The following is a 15,768-nucleotide window of genomic DNA, read 5'->3' on the forward strand; positions in this document are numbered from 1 at the left end:
CCGCTCTAAGCTCACCGTCGAGGGGCTGCGCCAGCAAATCCCGCCGGTTCGATAGCTGCGCCGAGCCGAAAGCTTGACATCGCCGGCCAAAACCGTGAAGCCAAAGCCAATCTTGACGAAGGAATGAACATCGATGGCCGACACAAAGACAAAAGACGACAAGCCGCTGTTCGGCCGGCCGTGGATTTTCATTCGCGGCGTCCCGGCGATGAAGTTCCTGCCGCCGGAAGGACCGACCGAAATTGCCTTTGCCGGCAGATCGAATGTCGGCAAGTCGTCGCTGATCAATGCGCTGGTCGGCCAGAAGGGCTTGGCGCGCACATCCAACACGCCCGGACGCACCCAGGAACTCAACTACTTCGTGCCCGACGGCTATTCCGGTGAAGCGGGCGATCTGCCGCCGATGGCGCTGGTCGACATGCCCGGCTACGGCTATGCCCAGGCGCCGAAGGAACAGGTGGATGCCTGGACCAAACTGGTGTTCGACTATCTGCGCGGCCGCGCGACGCTGAAGCGCGTCTACGTGCTGATCGACTCCCGCCACGGCATCAAGAAGAACGACGAGGACGTGCTGTCGCTGCTCGACAAGGCGGCCGTCTCTTACCAGATCATCCTGACCAAGACGGACAAGATCAAGGCCGCCGGCGTGCCGCGGCTGATCGCCGAGACGCTCGAGAAGATCAAGAAGCACCCCGCCGCATTTCCCGAAATCCTCTCCACCTCCTCGGAAAAGGGAGAGGGCATCGATGAGCTTCGCGCGACGATCGAGCTTGCGCTTTCGCGCTGAGAGCGACGATCGCCCGAAAGTCTTTGATCTCCGTCACTACTCTGACATGCAAACCGCTCTATCTCTGCCGTGCGGTCGCGCGTTTCCTTGCGCGATAGCGTCAAGGATAGGAGAGACACATGTCCGATTTGATCGTTGTGGGATTCGACACGCCTGAAGAGGCCGACAAGGTTCTCGTCAAGCTCGCCGGCCTCAAGAAGGAATATTTGATCGATCTCGAGGACGCCGTCGTCGTCGTGCGCGACGCAGAAGGCAAGGTCCACCTCAAGCAGAGCCTCAACCTGACCGCGATCGGGGCGACCTCCGGTCTCTTGTCCGGCTCCATCTGGGGCGGGCTCGTCGGGTTGCTGTTCCTCAATCCACTCGCTGGCTTTGCCATCGGCGGCGCGCTCGGCGCCGGCGCCGGTGCGCTCTCCGGCTCGCTGACCGACTACGGCATCGACGACGAATTCATCAAGTCGCTCGGCAACACCATCCCGAACAACTCGTCGGCGCTGTTCGTCCTGGTGCGCAAGGTGCAGCCGGAAAAGGTCCTGGCCGAATTCTCAGGCCTGCGCGGCCGCGTGCTGAAAACATCGCTGTCGCCCGAGCAGGAGCAGAAGCTCCAGGCGGCGCTCTCCGACGCCCAGACGCCTTCGCCGCAAGCCGGAACGTTCTGAGCCGCATCAGCGCGATCTTCCTGCGGGCGCATCGTCGACCGCAGGAACGGGCGCTAGTGCGTTCGGCTTAAACGGAGTCGCAGAACTACCATCTTTTTGTTTTCGCGCATTTCCTGCCGGAAAACCGCTTCGCACTTCTCCTGGAAGTGCTCCTAGGCGCTCGCCGCAACGAATGTCAGCGCGAAACCATTGATGCAATGGCGTTTGCCGGTTGGCGGCGGGCCATCGTCGAAGACGTGGCCGAGATGTCCGCCGCAGCGATGGCAGTGGCATTCCGTTCGCGTCATGAACAGTGCGTTGTCCTCGCGCGTTGCCACGCCGCCCGGCAGGGACTGCCAGAAACTCGGCCAACCGGTGCCGCTGTCATATTTGGCTTCGGAGGAATAGACAGGGAGCGCGCAACCGGCGCATTGAAACGTGCCCTTGCGCTTTTCATTGTTGAGCGCGCTGGTAAACGGACGCTCGGTGTCCTCCTGGCGCAGTATCCGATACTGTTCGTCGGTCAGGATCGCCCGCCATTCGGCATCGGTCTTCGTGACCTCGAACGTTTCGGCCGAGGCTGGGCGCGCCGCCAGCGGAAACCCCTTTGCCGCCGCGATCGCGATCACGCTTAGTGTCCCGCCAAAAATCAGAAAATTCCGCCGGTTCACGATCGAACCCTCCTTGTCATGCCCCTTGACGCTGCCGAGGTCGAAGATAGCGGCCGGCCTGTCACGCGGCAAAACAAGACCGATCAAAGCGCCGTGAAGAAGCCGGGTTGAAAGGCCACCGATCGCAAGCGATCGGTGGCAGAAGCGCCGGCGCGCCACGGATGAGACCCCGGCGGCGGATCGCCTGCGAATGTCTGCCGCGGCGATCCGGAGGAAGCGAGAGCTCAGCCCTTCGGCAGCAGCACCTTGTCGATAACGTGGATCACGCCGTTTGACTGCTTGACGTCGGCGATGGTGACCGTGGCCGTGCCGCCGGTCTCGTCCGTGAGTGTGATCTTGCCGCCGTCATCCTTGGCCTGGAGATCGCAGCCGCCAACCGTCTTGACGTCGTGTTCGCCACCATCGCCTTTGACCATCTTGGCGATCGCCGAGGACATCGCGTCGGCGGAGACGACATGGCAGGTCAGAACCTTGGTCAGCTTGTCCTTGTTTTCCGGCTTCAGGAGCGTGTCGACCGTGCCGGTCGGCAAGGCCTCGAAAGCCTCGTTCGTCGGCGCGAAGACGGTGAACGGCCCCTTGCCCTGGAGGGTCTCGACCAGCCCGGCCGCCTTGACCGCCGCCACCAGCGTGGTGTGATCCTTCGAGTTGACGGCGTTTTCGACGATATTCTTGTCCGCATACATCGCCGCGCCACCGACCATCGGGTTCTCGGCATGGGCGATTGCCGCACTTGCGGTCAGTATGGTGATGGCAGCGAACGAACGGATTCCATAGGTGAACATCTTGGTCTTCCTTCCTGTTGAACCTGTCAGGGAGGCGACACCCAGCCGCCTCGTTGAAATTGCCGTTCCCTCCCCGGGAACATGACAAGCAACGGAAGCCTTGGAAAAAGAGTTTCAGGAATTTTCGGATTGCCGGTCGGTTGGGCGAAAAACGACGTGAGAAGCGACCGACGCTGCAGGACCGGGAAGGCCCGCGTGCGCTGAGTTAGAGATCGCGGGCCTTGCCGAGCGCGATGATCGGGCCGGTGGCCGATCCGGTCGGCGAACCGCCAAGCGGCTCGATACTGACGGCCAGAACCGAACCGCGCGAGAATTTCCCGCGCATGGCCGGGGCGATGATGATCTCGCCTTCGCCGGTCTGGGGCAGCACGCCGAGGGAAACGGCCGGGTTGTCGCCGTTGATGAGCCACAGCTCCAGCGATTTTTGCTCGGCCTGCTGTGCGGCAACCGGCGTCACCCGGAGATGGCCGGTCTCGCGATCGAAACGGGCGACGAGATCGACCGAAATGCCCTTGCCGGTCATTTCGGCGACAAGCGGCCGGCCGCCGGACGGCGGTGCAAACAGCCCTGCCATGGACGCGCCCATGACGGCGACGGCAGCAAGCGAGGCGAGTGCGAGACCACGCCAGAGCGCAAGCGATTGCCATATGCCTGCCCGCACCGGGGCCGCGGCAGGCGGGGCCGTTTCGAAGAGCCGGCGCTCGATCGCCGCGAAAATCCGCGCCGGCGGCACGACGGGATCATAGGCTTCGTCGAAGGAGGAGAGATTGTTTTGCCAGCGCGTCACCATGGCGGCGAAATTGCGGTCGGATGCAAGGCGGGCCTCGACTTTGCGGCGGTCGTCGGCGGATAGCACACCCAGCACATATTCCCCGGCGATCACCTCGTCGCGGCGGAAATCTCCTTTGTCTGGGGTGGACGCTGTCATCGCTCCATGCACTCTCTCAACTTCAACAGGCTGCGCCTCAACCAAGTCCTCATCGTGTTCAGCGGCACAGCGTACATTTCAGCCAGTTCCTGGTAGCTCAGACCTTCGACATAGGCACGCCGCACGGCGTCCGCCCGATCGGTTTCGAGCTCCTCCATGCACGCATCGATCCGCCTGCCCTCTGCTCTGACCACTGCCGATTTTTCCGGATCGGCAGCAGGATCAGCCAAATCGTAGGCTTCGTCAATCGCGTTGGCTACGGGTTTTCGCGCCCGGATCAGATCGATGGCACGGTTGCGCGCAATCGCCGCCAACCAGGACATCGGCGTTGACTGGCCGGGCGAAAAACGGTCGGCGTGCTGCCAGATTCTGACGTAGATTTCCTGGAGCGTTTCTTCCGCTTCACTTCGGTCTCTCAGGATACGCAGGCAAATGGCGAAAAGTTTCGGGCTGGTCAGCCGGTAAAGTTCGGCAAAGGCCGCACGATCCCTGAGCGCAACACGGCCGAGCAGTCCGGAAATTTCCTCGTCGATCATTGCCAACCCGACCCGATGCATTCTTGAGATAGGACATAGAGCACAAATCGCTATCCGCCAGCGCGCATCGTCATTGCTGTTTTATGTTGCTCGCCGATCATTCCATCGACGGGAAACTTGCGTTAAACAGCAGCCGGTATTTTTCGAGGGTCCGCCATGTCCGCTAATGAAAGTGAAATCCAGGCACGCCTGCTCACCCAGGCCCTGCCCTACATGCAGCGCTACGAGAACAAGACGATCGTCGTCAAATATGGCGGCCACGCCATGGGCAACGCCGAATTGGGCCGAGCCTTTGCAAGCGACATCGCTCTGTTGAAGCAGTCAGGCGTCAACCCGATCGTCGTGCACGGCGGTGGCCCGCAAATCGGCGCGATGCTGACGAAGATGGGCATCGAATCGAAGTTCGAAGGCGGCCTGCGCGTCACCGACGAAAAGACCGTCGAGATCGTCGAGATGGTTCTGGCCGGCTCGATCAACAAGGAAATCGTCGCCCTCATCAACCAGACCGGCGAATGGGCGATCGGCCTTTGCGGCAAGGACGGCAACATGGTCTTTGCCGAAAAGGCACGCAAGACCATCAAGGATCCGGATTCCAACATCGAACGCGTGCTCGATCTCGGTTTCGTCGGTGAGGTCGTCGAGGTCGACCGTACCCTGATTGACCTGCTCGCCCGCTCGGAGATGATCCCGGTGATCGCGCCGGTGGCACCTGGCCGCGACGGGCACACCTACAACATCAACGCCGACACCTTTGCCGGTGCAATTGCCGGTGCGCTGAACGCCACGCGGCTCCTGTTCCTCACCGACGTTCCCGGCGTGCTCGACAAGGAAGGCAAGCTGATCAAGGAACTGTCCGTAGCGCAGGCACGGGCGCTGATCGCCGACGGCACGATTTCCGGCGGCATGATCCCGAAGGTCGAAACCTGCATTGATGCGATCAAGGCCGGCGTCCAGGGCGTCGTCATCCTCAACGGCAAGACGGCGCATTCCGTGCTGCTCGAAATCTTCACCGAGCGCGGTGCCGGCACGCTGATCGTTCCCTGATCGACAGCAAACCGAAAACACGAAAAAGCGGGATGCGGTTTTCAGGCCGCATCCCGCTTTTGTTTTGGGCTGATTGATCAGGCCTGATAAACGGCCTGGGCCTCCTGCTTCAGCTTTTCCATCATCGCCCGGTAGGGGAAAGGTCCGTAACTGACACGTGCGACGCCGGCGCCGGCGAGCGTCTGCAGGTCCGGCGCACCCGGCCGCATCATCACGTTGACCGGCAGGCTCGAAGCGGCGCAGACCTTGGCAATCAGCGCGGCATCGACCAGCCACGGCACGAAGAAGCCGCTGGCGCCGGCTTCGGCAAAGGCCTTTCCGCGCGCAATCGCCTCATCGACAAGACCGGCATGGCGGCCAGCATCGCTTTCCTGCAGGAACAGGTCGGTGCGGGCATTGATGAAGAACGGCACACTGCGGCGGTCCGCCATTTCGCGGATCGCGCGGATGCGGGCGGCCTGCTTTTCGACCGCATGCACGCCGGATTTGCCGACAACCTGATCTTCGAAGTTGATGCCGATGGCGCCGACGTCGATCAGACGCGAGACATTGGCAGCCCCCGTTGCCGGGTCGTCGGAATAGGCGCCCTCGAAATCGACCGTGACCGGCAGTTCGGTCGAGGCGACGATCAGCCGGGCGATATCGGTAAGCAGCGCCAGCGGAACCTTCTCGCCATCGCCAAACCCATGCGCGGCGGCAATCGACCAGCTGCCGGTCGCAAGCGCCTTGGCTCCAGCCTCGGCCACGGCCTTGGCGCTGCCCGCATCCCAGATATTGTAGAGCACCACCGGATCGCCCTTGCGATGCAGAGCGGCGAATTCGGTGGCCTTTTCAGTCTGGTTCATTGCATTTCCTCCGCAAACAATCCCACAGGTTTCATTTTGCCTTCGTGCCGCAGCAGCCATTGCTTGCGCCACAACCCGCCGCCATATCCCGTCAGCGAACCATCGGAGCCGATGCAGCGGTGGCAGGGAATGACGATGGCGATCTGGTTGGACCCGTTGGCCTTCGCCACGGCACGCACGGCCTGGATCGTATCGACCTCGCGCGCGATGTCACCATAGGAACGTGTCTCTCCGAGCGGAATTTTCACGAGCCTTGCCCAGACCTCACGCTCGAAGGCAGTGCCGCCAGGCGCCAGGGGCGTGCGAAACTCTGCGATATCGCCCGAGAAATAGGCTTTCAGCTCCGCCTCCATCTGGTCGATCGGCGCCGTGCGGCCTGGGACGATCGCCGAGCGGGTCTTGCGCTTCAGGTTTTCGAGCTCGGTCGGCAACGCCTTGCGATCGTGAAACTCGAGAATGTGCAGATGGGTCTTGTCGGCGACCGCCACCATCGGGCCAAGCGGCGTGTCGATGCGGTCGGCAAACAGCAGCACACGGCCCTGCGACATAGCCGGCGCTTCGCCGAGCAATTTGGCAAAGGCGGCGCGAAAGCCGCTCGGCGATTCGTATCCGGCGTCGATCTGCGCATCAATGACCCGGCCGCCCTCGGCGAGTTGGCGGGCGGCAAGGCCCAGTCGCCGATGTCGGGCAAGATCGAGAAAGGTGATGCCGAGATTGCGCTTGAAGGCGCGGCGAACGGTCGACGGATCATGGCCGCGGCGAACCAGGTCGTCCTCGGTCCAGCGCCGTTCGGGTGCTGCCTCCAGTGCCTGCAGCAGGTCATCGACCAGCGGATCCTTGGCACCGACGGTTGCAAGCGGCTTGCAGCGCTGGCACGGGCGAAAGCCGGCTTCGAGGCAGGTGCCGATCGAGCCGACGAAGATGGTGTTCTCGCGCTTCGGCTTGCGAGCGGGACAGGAGAGGCGGCAGAAAATGCCCGTCGTCTTGACGCAGACATAGGCAGCGCCCTCGTATTCGGTGCTGCGCGCAATCAGGGCATCGTAAAGCGTTTCGTCGGAAGGAAGATCGAACAACATGCGGCCCTTCTACCATGTGTGCGAAGGGACGGGCGCCGGTTTTCGGGCGTCTATTTTTCCGGCGATGGTTTGGCGACAGTTCAGATAAGCACGAGCGTCACCACGCCGAGCACGATCAGGAGGCAGCCGAGGAGTTCGAGACGATTGATCCACTCGCGGAAGATGAAGAAGGACGAGGCGAATGTGAAGAGCATCTCGACCTGCGCCACTACTTTCACGATCGCCGCCTGCTGCAGCGTCATTGCCATGAACCAGCCGAAGGAAGCGGAGGCGCCGACGAAGCCGACGACGAAGGCAGGCTTCCACGCAGCGGCAATGCGCTTCAGCTCGGCCGGCTCGCGCAGCACGATCCAGATCAGCATCACCACCGTCTGCAGCAGGATGACGAAGCCGAGCGTGAAGCTCGCCTGCATCATGTAATCCGGTGCCGGCAGGCTGGGCGCGAGCACCAGCGAGGCCGAACGATAGGCCACGGCCGAAAGCCCGAAGAACGTGCCCGAGAGAAGGCCTATCCCGGCCGTGCGGCTGAAAACCGAAGTGACCAGCGAGCGCGGGCTCAGCGTCGTACGCGCAACCGAAATCAGCATGACGCCGACGACGGAGATGGCGATCGCCACCAGCGTGCCCTCGCTCGCCCGCTCGCCCAGGAAGATGAGGCCGAAGAGCGCTGCCTGGGCCGGCTCGGTGCGCGAATAGGCGGTGCCAACCGCAAAGTTGCGGAAGGAGAAGAGGTGCACCAGCAGGAAGGTCGCCGCGATCTGCGCCAGCCCGCCGATGACCGCCCACAGGAAGAATGTGCCGTTCGGCACCGGCAGCGGATGGCCCGCCACGCGCCAGAGCACGATGAGATAGAGCAACGCAAAAGGCAGGCCGAAACCGAAACGCACGAAGGTCGCGCCGGTCGTGCCCATGACGCCCTTCAGGTGTTTCTGCATGGCGGAGCGGACATTCTGAAGGAAGGCCGCAGCGACGGTGATGATTACCCAGGTTTCCATGGCTGCGAGCTAGCACGCGGGTCCTGATATTGCCAAGAACTCCGTACAGTCTCGCCGATATATACCAACCTGCGCTGATATCAGTCCGGCTTTTCCTGAACTTCCGCCAGGTCGACCGCCCGACTGAACGTGAGCGGCTGACCTTCGTCTTCGAAGGCCTTCACGCGCTGATCGTAGTTCGGCGAGATCGTGCCGAGCACGCGATCCCAGAACGAAAAGTAGTTGCCGTAGTTGTACTTGAAGCCGGAATGATGCTGGTCGTGGAACGTCGTGCACAAGAGAGGGGACGGATATCGCGCCGTCGATGAGGCGAAATACTCGAACCCGCAGTGCCCGAACATGCCGTTGAAATGTTCGAACAACCGGTGCCCGATCAGGATCGCCGGCGGAAACGGGACGGCGAAAACGACGACGGCTGAAAAACTCTGCAAGAGGAAGTTGTCGAAGAAATCCTCAGAATAGGTGCTCCAGATCGTTGGTGCGACGCTTCTGTGATGAAGGGCGTGCAGTGGAAACAGCCACTTGGTGTGCAGCAGCCGGTGCATGAAATAGAACCAGGTATCGTAGAGGAACATGCACAGGACAAAGAGCGGCACCGCCGCCCACCAATTGAAGGTCCAGGGCCCGGGCGCCCAGCCCTTTTGCTGGACATAGAGGCCGATCGTCAGCGGCAGGCAGGCGCTGAACATCGACACCAGGCTCTGGCGGACTTCCGCCCTGCGGCGCTTGTCGGAACCGCGTCCCTTCTGAATCTTTCGCTCGGGATTGCGGTCGTTGACCCAGGTCAGGCCATAACCCAGGGCGAAATAGGTAACGACTGTCGTCGCGTAGAATCCGAACAGAAACAGCAGGTAAAACAGTTCGTCCGACATCGGCATCCGGAACCCCTACGTCAAAGCCGCGCCGGCCGAACGATGCCATGTTGTTTTGGCAATTCAAAGTGGAAACGTCTGCGCCGGTAGGGTAGCCCGTGCGGCGGGGTGAATTTTCTCGTTTGGTGGCCGCCCATACCCGTGTCATAAGGCGGTCATGAAAAAGCTCGATCGCCTGCCGACCCACGACGAATTCGCCCATGTCACCGACTGGGTCTTCGATCTGGACAACACGCTCTACCCGCACCACGTCAATCTGTTCTCGCAGATCGACCGTAACATGACGGCTTACGTTTCGGCGCTGCTGTCGCTCGAGCCGGCGGACGCGAAGAAGCTGCAGAAAGACTACTACCGCGATCACGGCACGACGCTCAAAGGCCTGATGATCCATCACGGCATCGACCCGAGCGACTTCCTCGAAAAGGCGCATGCGATCGACTACAGCATCGTGCCGCCGGATCCGACGCTGGGCGAAGCGATCAAGGCGCTACCGGGGCGCAAGTTCATCTTCACCAACGGCAGCGTTGCACATGCGGAAATGACCGCTCGCGCACTCGGCATCCTCGATCACTTCAACGACATCTTCGATATCGTCGCTGCCGATTTCGTGCCGAAGCCGGCCGGCGAAACCTATGACAAGTTCATGAGCCTGCACCGGGTCGATACCCGCAATGCGGTCATGTTCGAGGACCTGCCGCGCAACCTTCTGGTTCCGAAAACGCTCGGGATGAAGACGGTTCTACTGGTGCCGCGCAACTTCGAATACGAGTTCGCCGAATCCTGGGAGCAGTCCGGAGACGAGGACGAGCAGATCGATTACGTCACCGAGGATCTCGCCAGCTTCCTCAGGCGCGTGGTCGCCGACCTCTGACCCCGACACATTTTGGCCCGGGAAAAACCCCTTTCCCGCCAAAGACTTAAATTACCAAAGTTTAACTGGTGCTCGCCGTCCCGCTGCCTATCATTCGTTCGGGCATAACCCGATCGAAAGGAAGCATGATGCGGAACAGAACCCTGATCCTTGGCGTAACCGCCCTTGCCGTCGCCGTTACCGGATTGGCTGCGCCATCATTTGCCGCCAGAGACAAGATGACGCCCGAACAGCGGGCCGAACGGATGATCAAGCGACTGGACACCAACAGCGATTCCAAGGTGTCACTCGACGAGTTACAGGCGCACATGACCGCGAACTTCAAGGCATTCGACACCAATGGCGACGGCCAGATCAGTGCCGACGAGATGCAGGCGAAGCGCCAGGCGTTCCGCGACGCCCGCAAGGCCTGGCAGGAAGCCAAGAGCAAGGACGGCAAGGAGCGCGACGCAGCCCTTGCCCAACTGAAGGACGCGCGGCCGGCCATGGTGCCCGGCATGCGGCCAAAGGCCTTCAAGCGCGTCGACGCCGACGGCAACGGCTCTTTGAGCGCTGCCGAGGTCGCAAGTGCTTCAGAAAAAATGTTCAAGCGTCGTGACAAGAACGGCGACGGTGTCATCGACGCCGCCGACTTCACCAAGAAAATTTGATCCATCGGTGCCCTTTCCCGCCGCCCGGTGAAAGGAGTATCCGACGACACCGCCGCGCGCCTGGATTGGCACGCGGCGGTGTCGAAAGCTCCGTGTCAAACAGGGCGGCGGAAATGCACAATCCTTGTTTTGACGCATTGCCGTTACCGAAGCACTAGGCGCGGCTGCTGGCTCAACGACTGGCTCGCCGGCATTGATTGCTGGCGCTGGTTCCGGTTTTGGATGCAGGGCTTAGGGCGGCATCAAACCGAATGACGAAGAAGGCTCTCGATCAGGAACCCGATCGCTCCGGCAAGCGTCATCGCGGCACCCAGGGCGAGGGAGATTGTTTTTCTGACTGATGATCGATTGTCGTTCTGCATGGGCACAAAATACACGAGAACCGGAGGAAATGAAGATGGCCTCCCCTGAGCGAAACCGCTTCGCAAGTTTACCGGAGAGGCGCTATCGCCTGCCGTTCGCCATCGGCACCGACCGCGGATCGACGGTCTCGTAGAAGCGGGAGATGATATCCCAGGCCTCATCGGCGGTTTCGACGAACTGCACCAGATCGATATCGTTCGGCGCGATCGTGCCGAACTCGGCAAGCGCCTCGAAATTGATGATCGAGCGCCAGAACTTTTCCCCGAAGAGAATGAGCGGGACCAGCGCCAGGCGACCGGTCTGCATCAGCGTCATCGTTTCGAACAGCTCGTCCAACGTGCCGAAGCCGCCTGGAAACACCGTGACGGCCTTGGCGCGCAGCAGGAAATGCATCTTGCGGATGGCGAAATAGTGGAAGTTGAACGACAGCTCCGGCGTCACGAAGCGGTTCGGCGCCTGCTCGTGCGGCAACACGATGTTGAGGCCGATCGACGGCGCGCCGACATCGTCAGCGCCACGGTTGCCCGCCTCCATCACACCCGGCCCGCCGCCGGTGACGACGACATATTCCTTGTAGTGCAGCTTGGCGGAATGTTCCGAGACGATCTGCGCGAACTTGCGCGCTTCGTCGTAATAGACCGAGGCTGCTTCCAGGTTCTTGCGCTGGATATCGTTCCTGGCGGCCCAGGCGTCGCCGCCCGGCTCGGGAATGCGCGCGCCACCGAACATCACCACGGTCGAGTTGATGCCGTACTCCTCCAGCATCATTTCGGTCTTCAAGAGTTCGAGCTGCAGCCGCACCGGGCGCAGTTCCTCGCGGCAGAGAAAATCGTCGTCGATATAGGCAAGGCGATAGGAAGGAGAGGCCGACTGCGGCGTCACCGGCACCGTCTGCGCCCGTTGCCGGCTCTGCGAGCTATCGGCCAGCGGATCCCAAACCCCATCCTTACGGCGCAGATTGCGCTTCTTCATGCGTGCCATGCTATCGTCTTTCCCGTCGCGTTCCGGACAATCGGCATCTCGGGCGGACGCGTCCTATCCTGTTTCATCGGTCATGAATGCCCCTGATGCCGCAGTCGACCGCGCTTGCCAAGCCCTGCCGGCAGCGTCGAGCCGAAAAGCGGTCCAACTTTTCCGGAACGGGCCTCGGGCGCCGCGCATTCCAGCCGATACAGAACACCCACGGGCGCACATCGCGTCGCTGCCTAATTTTGTCCTTAAATCGATTCCGATTTTCGGAATTATGCAGTAGAGCTTTCGCAGGATAACCGCCGAACTTTAAGGAATTCCGATGACGAACCACAACCTCGCCTCCCTGTCGCAGACGATCGACGCCGCCTTTGATGACCGCGATTCCGTAAACACCGGAACGCGCGGCGCGGTGCGCGACGCCGTGGAAACGGCACTGAACCTGCTCGACAGCGGCAAGGTGCGGGTGGCAGAGCGTGGCGCCGACGGCAACTGGACCGTCAATCAATGGCTGAAGAAGGCCGTTCTGCTCTCCTTCCGCCTCAACCCGATGGAAATCGTCCGGGGCGGCCCGGGGGAATCCGTCTGGTGGGACAAGGTCGCCTCCAAGTTCGACGGCTGGAGCGTCAACGAGTTCGAGAAGGCCGGCTTCCGCGCCGTGCCGAACTGCGTCGTGCGCCGCTCGGCCTATATCGCGCCGAACGCCATCCTGATGCCGTCCTTCGTCAACCTCGGCGCCTATGTCGGCGAAGGCACGATGGTCGACACCTGGGCCACGGTCGGCTCCTGCGCCCAGATCGGCAAGAACGTGCATCTCTCCGGCGGCGTCGGCATCGGCGGCGTGCTGGAGCCGATGCAGGCCGGCCCGACGATCATTGAGGACAATTGCTTCATCGGCGCCCGCTCCGAGGTCGTTGAAGGCTGCATCGTGCGCGAGGGCTCGGTTCTCGGCATGGGCGTGTTCATCGGCAAGTCGACCAAGATCGTCGACCGCGCCACCGGCGAAGTGACCTATGGTGAAGTCCCGCCCTACTCCGTCGTCGTCGCCGGCTCGATGCCGTCGGGCTCGACCATGGGCAACGGCCAGCCGGCACCGAACCTCTACTGCGCCGTCATCGTCAAGCGCGTCGACGAGAAGACCCGCTCCAAGACCGGCATCAACGAACTGCTTCGAGACTGATCCGATGACACCGGAGGGGCGACGGCCGAGCATGATCTGGCTGTTCTTCAGCCCCTCCGGCCGCATCACCCGCCTGCCCTTTTTCCTGTCCTGGCTTTTCTGGCTGCTGATAGGCGGTTTCGTCGTCGCGCAGATGCTCGCCAACGAGAACCACAGGACCGCGCTGGCGCTCTGGACGCTGGCGCTGATCGTGTCCGGCATCGTTTCCACGCTCTCGATCGCCATGCTGGCGATCAAGCGGCTGCACGATATCGGCTATCCCGGACCGCTGGCGATCTGCCTGTTCATCCCTGTCCTGAGCCCCATCGTCTTCATCGCGCTCTGTCTCTGGCCGGGCACCGAGGGGCCGAACGAATTCGGCCAAACCAGCGATGAACCCGGCGCTTGAGCGGCGCACTGTACATTTCGGGCCCGAACGCGTATGTAGCGCGCCATGAACAGGCCGGCGATAAGATGCTGGCCGCGGCAATCGGCGCCTGATGACGACCTGATCCAAGGTCTTGTTCGTTTACCGGCGCGAAAACCGAAATCCGAAAGACGAGAGATGACAGAATTCGAAGGGATCGCGCCTGCGATCGCCGAGGCGTTGGCAAAACGCGGTTACAACGAGTTGACGCCGGTTCAACAGGCGATGCGCGATCCTGATCTGGCGGGCAAGGATGCGCTGGTATCGGCCCAGACCGGCTCCGGCAAGACCGTCGCCTTCGGCCTGGCGCTGGCACCGACCCTGCTTGGCGACCAGCGCCGCTTCAGCGCGCCCGGCGCGCCGCTGGCGCTTGTGATCGCACCAACGCGCGAACTGGCGCTGCAGGTCAAGCGCGAGCTCGAATGGCTCTATGAGCAGACTGGCGCGACGATCGCGTCCTGCGTCGGCGGCATGGACATGCGCACCGAGAAGCGCGCGCTGGAGCGCGGCGCCCACATCGTCGTCGGCACGCCCGGACGCCTATGCGACCATATCCGCCGCAACTCGCTCGATATTTCTTCGTTGCGTGCCGTCGTGCTCGACGAGGCCGACGAGATGCTCGATCTCGGTTTCCGCGAGGACCTCGAATTCATCCTCGAGGAGTCTCCCGACGACCGCCGCACGCTGATGTTTTCGGCGACCGTACCGCGCTCGATCGCGACGCTTGCCAAGAACTACCAGCGCGACGCCGTGCGCATCAGCACCGCGTCCGAGCAGAAGCAGCACGTCGACATCGAATACCGCGCCCTGACCGTTGCGTCGAACGATCGCGAAAACGCGATCATCAACGTCCTGCGCTTCTACGAAGCGAAGAATGCGATCGTCTTCTGCTCGACCCGTGCAGCCGTCAACCATCTGACTGCCCGCTTCAACAACCGCGGCTTCTCGGTGGTGGCTCTGTCGGGCGAACTCAGCCAGAACGAACGCACCCACGCGCTGCAGGCCATGCGCGACGGACGCGCCCGCGTCTGCATCGCCACCGACGTTGCCGCCCGCGGCATCGACTTGCCGGGCCTCGAACTGGTCATCCACGCCGACCTGCCGACCAACCCGGATACACTGCTGCACCGCAGCGGCCGCACCGGACGCGCCGGCCAGAAGGGCGTCAGCGCCCTGATCGTGCCGGTGAGCCAGCGCCGCAAGGCGGAGCGCCTGCTCGAAAACGCCCGGATCACCGCCAACTGGGCCCGCCCGCCGTCGGCCGACGAGGTCAGCCGCCGCGACGACGAGCGCCTGCTTGCCGACACGAGCTTTGCCGAACCGATCCGCGAAGACGAAGAGGCGATCGTGCGCGCGCTCATCGAGCTTCATGGTGCCGAGCAGATGGCTGCCGCCTTCGTGCGCCAGTTCCGCTCTGGCCGCTCGGCCCCGGAAGACCTGATCGAGGTTGCCGTCGGCGACAGCCGCGCAAAGCCGCGCCGCGATGAGAAGTCTGCACCGCGCGAAGACTATGACGCGCCGCGCGCCGATTTCAGCGATGGCAGCTGGTTCTCGCTCTCGGTCGGCCGCAAGCAGAATGCCGAGCCGCGCTGGCTGATCCCGATGCTCTGCCGCCACGGCAAGCTGACCAAGCGCGACATCGGCGCGATCCGCATGCAGCAGGAAGAGACCTTCGTCGAAATGACCTCCGATGGAGCCGAGCGCTTCCTGTCGTCGATCGGCAAGGAGGGCATGCTGGAGAAGGGCATCCGGGTGAAGACGCTGCCGGGCGCTCCCGATCTGTCGCAGCAGCGCCAGGAGAAGCCGAGTTTTTCCAAGGACAAGCCGAACTTCTCCAAGGACAAGCCAGGTTTCTCCAAGGACAAACCGGCCTTTGCCAAGAAGCGCCCCTATTCGGACGATGCGGCACGCAGTGACGGCGACTTCAAGCCGAAGCGCAAGTTCGACAAGAAGCCGGCTTACGCCGCCGCCCCGGCCCACACCGACGACAAGCCGCCGGAAAACCGCGACGCCTGGACTAAAAAGAAGGCCAAGCCGAACGCCGGCAAGGACGGCGGCTTCAAGCCGAAGCCCAAGGGCAACAACGCCAAGAACCGCCAGAGCTAAGCTTGCCGCAGCAACGGCGTCAGCCCAAATCAAAAAGCGCCGCGATCAA

At 62.4% G+C, this 15,768-nt stretch carries 17 protein-coding genes; 8 read left to right on the forward strand and 9 right to left on the reverse strand.

Translation table 11 applies throughout. The features are described 5' to 3' along the window. The first annotated feature begins 133 nt into the window (after nucleotides 1-133). Nucleotides 134-787, forward strand: coding sequence for a ribosome biogenesis GTP-binding protein YihA/YsxC (gene yihA, locus ASD02_RS02575; protein WP_025425748.1), 654 nt, complete (start codon nucleotides 134-136; stop codon nucleotides 785-787). 119 nt (nucleotides 788-906) lie between these two features. Continuing rightward, nucleotides 907-1,446, forward strand: a complete 540-nt coding sequence (locus ASD02_RS02580; protein WP_025425747.1) for a DUF1269 domain-containing protein — start codon at nucleotides 907-909, stop codon at nucleotides 1,444-1,446. Nucleotides 1,447-1,598: 152 nt separating this feature from the next. On the opposite strand, the gene msrB is transcribed toward ASD02_RS02580, so the two are convergent. From msrB to ASD02_RS02600, 4 genes are all read right to left on the reverse strand, one after another. After that, entirely contained in the window at nucleotides 1,599-2,099 is a 501-nt protein-coding gene (gene msrB / locus ASD02_RS02585) for a peptide-methionine (R)-S-oxide reductase MsrB (protein ID WP_025425746.1), read from the reverse strand. A gap of 221 nt (nucleotides 2,100-2,320) precedes the next feature. Continuing rightward, nucleotides 2,321-2,878 (reverse strand): fasciclin domain-containing protein, encoded by a 558-nt coding sequence (locus ASD02_RS02590; RefSeq protein WP_057204278.1) that lies wholly within the window; start codon nucleotides 2,876-2,878, stop codon nucleotides 2,321-2,323. A gap of 205 nt (nucleotides 2,879-3,083) precedes the next feature. Continuing rightward, entirely contained in the window at nucleotides 3,084-3,806 is a 723-nt protein-coding gene (locus ASD02_RS02595) for an anti-sigma factor (RefSeq protein WP_025425744.1), read from the reverse strand. Further along, the gene (locus ASD02_RS02600; RefSeq protein WP_025425743.1) at nucleotides 3,803-4,342 is read right to left on the reverse strand and encodes a sigma-70 family RNA polymerase sigma factor; all 540 of its coding nucleotides are present in this window, start codon (nucleotides 4,340-4,342) and stop codon (nucleotides 3,803-3,805) included. Before ASD02_RS02600 ends, ASD02_RS02595 begins: the two co-directional genes overlap by 4 nt. A gap of 156 nt (nucleotides 4,343-4,498) precedes the next feature. On the opposite strand from ASD02_RS02600, the gene argB reads away from it, so the two are divergent. After that, entirely contained in the window at nucleotides 4,499-5,386 is an 888-nt protein-coding gene (argB, locus tag ASD02_RS02605; protein ID WP_025425742.1) for an acetylglutamate kinase, read from the forward strand. A 77-nt stretch (nucleotides 5,387-5,463) separates the two neighbouring features. Here the strand turns inward: argB and ASD02_RS02610 are convergent, their stop codons facing one another. From ASD02_RS02610 to ASD02_RS02625, 4 genes are all read right to left on the reverse strand, one after another. Next, a complete protein-coding gene (locus ASD02_RS02610; protein WP_025425741.1) occupies nucleotides 5,464-6,231 on the reverse strand; it encodes an isocitrate lyase/phosphoenolpyruvate mutase family protein in 768 nt (255 codons plus the stop codon). Beyond that, a complete protein-coding gene (locus ASD02_RS02615) occupies nucleotides 6,228-7,307 on the reverse strand; it encodes a trifunctional transcriptional activator/DNA repair protein Ada/methylated-DNA--[protein]-cysteine S-methyltransferase (RefSeq protein WP_025425740.1) in 1,080 nt (359 codons plus the stop codon). Before ASD02_RS02615 ends, ASD02_RS02610 begins: the two co-directional genes overlap by 4 nt. A gap of 80 nt (nucleotides 7,308-7,387) precedes the next feature. Next, a complete protein-coding gene (locus tag ASD02_RS02620) occupies nucleotides 7,388-8,302 on the reverse strand; it encodes a DMT family transporter (protein WP_025425739.1) in 915 nt (304 codons plus the stop codon). Between the two features lie 80 nt (nucleotides 8,303-8,382). Beyond that, nucleotides 8,383-9,180, reverse strand: coding sequence for a sterol desaturase family protein (locus ASD02_RS02625; RefSeq protein WP_225906198.1), 798 nt, complete (start codon nucleotides 9,178-9,180; stop codon nucleotides 8,383-8,385). Nucleotides 9,181-9,331: 151 nt separating this feature from the next. On the opposite strand from ASD02_RS02625, the gene ASD02_RS02630 reads away from it, so the two are divergent. Further along, nucleotides 9,332-10,045, forward strand: a complete 714-nt coding sequence (locus tag ASD02_RS02630) for a pyrimidine 5'-nucleotidase (RefSeq protein ID WP_025425737.1) — start codon at nucleotides 9,332-9,334, stop codon at nucleotides 10,043-10,045. 128 nt (nucleotides 10,046-10,173) lie between these two features. Continuing rightward, nucleotides 10,174-10,695, forward strand: coding sequence for an EF-hand domain-containing protein (locus tag ASD02_RS02635; RefSeq protein ID WP_158071680.1), 522 nt, complete (start codon nucleotides 10,174-10,176; stop codon nucleotides 10,693-10,695). Between the two features lie 444 nt (nucleotides 10,696-11,139). On the opposite strand, the gene ASD02_RS02640 is transcribed toward ASD02_RS02635, so the two are convergent. Continuing rightward, the gene (locus ASD02_RS02640) at nucleotides 11,140-12,039 is read right to left on the reverse strand and encodes an LOG family protein (protein WP_025425735.1); all 900 of its coding nucleotides are present in this window, start codon (nucleotides 12,037-12,039) and stop codon (nucleotides 11,140-11,142) included. A 310-nt stretch (nucleotides 12,040-12,349) separates the two neighbouring features. Here ASD02_RS02640 and dapD point away from each other — a divergent pair, with 310 nt between their 5' ends. The 3 genes from dapD (at nucleotide 12,350) to ASD02_RS02655 (ending at nucleotide 15,719) form a co-directional block, all read left to right on the forward strand. Continuing rightward, nucleotides 12,350-13,207: a 2,3,4,5-tetrahydropyridine-2,6-dicarboxylate N-succinyltransferase gene (gene dapD, locus ASD02_RS02645; RefSeq protein WP_025425734.1), complete on the forward strand. Its 858-nt coding sequence runs from the start codon at nucleotides 12,350-12,352 to the stop codon at nucleotides 13,205-13,207. A gap of 4 nt (nucleotides 13,208-13,211) precedes the next feature. Further along, a complete protein-coding gene (locus tag ASD02_RS02650) occupies nucleotides 13,212-13,595 on the forward strand; it encodes a DUF805 domain-containing protein (protein ID WP_025425733.1) in 384 nt (127 codons plus the stop codon). Nucleotides 13,596-13,751: 156 nt separating this feature from the next. Continuing rightward, nucleotides 13,752-15,719, forward strand: coding sequence for a DEAD/DEAH box helicase (locus ASD02_RS02655; RefSeq protein ID WP_025425732.1), 1,968 nt, complete (start codon nucleotides 13,752-13,754; stop codon nucleotides 15,717-15,719). Nucleotides 15,720-15,768 lie beyond the last annotated feature (49 nt).

Origin of the sequence: Ensifer sp. Root1252 (genome assembly GCF_001425885.1) — a bacterium.
GTDB classification, from domain to species: domain Bacteria; phylum Pseudomonadota; class Alphaproteobacteria; order Rhizobiales; family Rhizobiaceae; genus Ensifer; species Ensifer canadensis.

Bases quoted from the DNA above. Each gene is read 5' to 3' on its own strand.
- yihA (WP_025425748.1), top strand. From the start codon at position 134: ATGGCCGACACAAAGACAAAAGACGACAAGCCGCTGTTCGGCCGGCCG.
- ASD02_RS02580 (WP_025425747.1), top strand. From the start codon at position 907: ATGTCCGATTTGATCGTTGTGGGATTCGACACGCCTGAAGAGGCCGAC.
- ASD02_RS02590 (WP_057204278.1), bottom strand. From the start codon at position 2,878: ATGTTCACCTATGGAATCCGTTCGTTCGCTGCCATCACCATACTGACC.
- ASD02_RS02595 (WP_025425744.1), bottom strand. From the start codon at position 3,806: ATGACAGCGTCCACCCCAGACAAAGGAGATTTCCGCCGCGACGAGGTG.
- ASD02_RS02600 (WP_025425743.1), bottom strand. From the start codon at position 4,342: ATGATCGACGAGGAAATTTCCGGACTGCTCGGCCGTGTTGCGCTCAGG.
- argB (WP_025425742.1), top strand. From the start codon at position 4,499: ATGTCCGCTAATGAAAGTGAAATCCAGGCACGCCTGCTCACCCAGGCC.
- ASD02_RS02610 (WP_025425741.1), bottom strand. From the start codon at position 6,231: ATGAACCAGACTGAAAAGGCCACCGAATTCGCCGCTCTGCATCGCAAG.
- ASD02_RS02615 (WP_025425740.1), bottom strand. From the start codon at position 7,307: ATGTTGTTCGATCTTCCTTCCGACGAAACGCTTTACGATGCCCTGATT.
- ASD02_RS02620 (WP_025425739.1), bottom strand. From the start codon at position 8,302: ATGGAAACCTGGGTAATCATCACCGTCGCTGCGGCCTTCCTTCAGAAT.
- ASD02_RS02625 (WP_225906198.1), bottom strand. From the start codon at position 9,180: ATGCCGATGTCGGACGAACTGTTTTACCTGCTGTTTCTGTTCGGATTC.
- ASD02_RS02630 (WP_025425737.1), top strand. From the start codon at position 9,332: ATGAAAAAGCTCGATCGCCTGCCGACCCACGACGAATTCGCCCATGTC.
- ASD02_RS02635 (WP_158071680.1), top strand. From the start codon at position 10,174: ATGCGGAACAGAACCCTGATCCTTGGCGTAACCGCCCTTGCCGTCGCC.
- ASD02_RS02640 (WP_025425735.1), bottom strand. From the start codon at position 12,039: ATGGCACGCATGAAGAAGCGCAATCTGCGCCGTAAGGATGGGGTTTGG.
- dapD (WP_025425734.1), top strand. From the start codon at position 12,350: ATGACGAACCACAACCTCGCCTCCCTGTCGCAGACGATCGACGCCGCC.
- ASD02_RS02650 (WP_025425733.1), top strand. From the start codon at position 13,212: ATGACACCGGAGGGGCGACGGCCGAGCATGATCTGGCTGTTCTTCAGC.
- ASD02_RS02655 (WP_025425732.1), top strand. From the start codon at position 13,752: ATGACAGAATTCGAAGGGATCGCGCCTGCGATCGCCGAGGCGTTGGCA.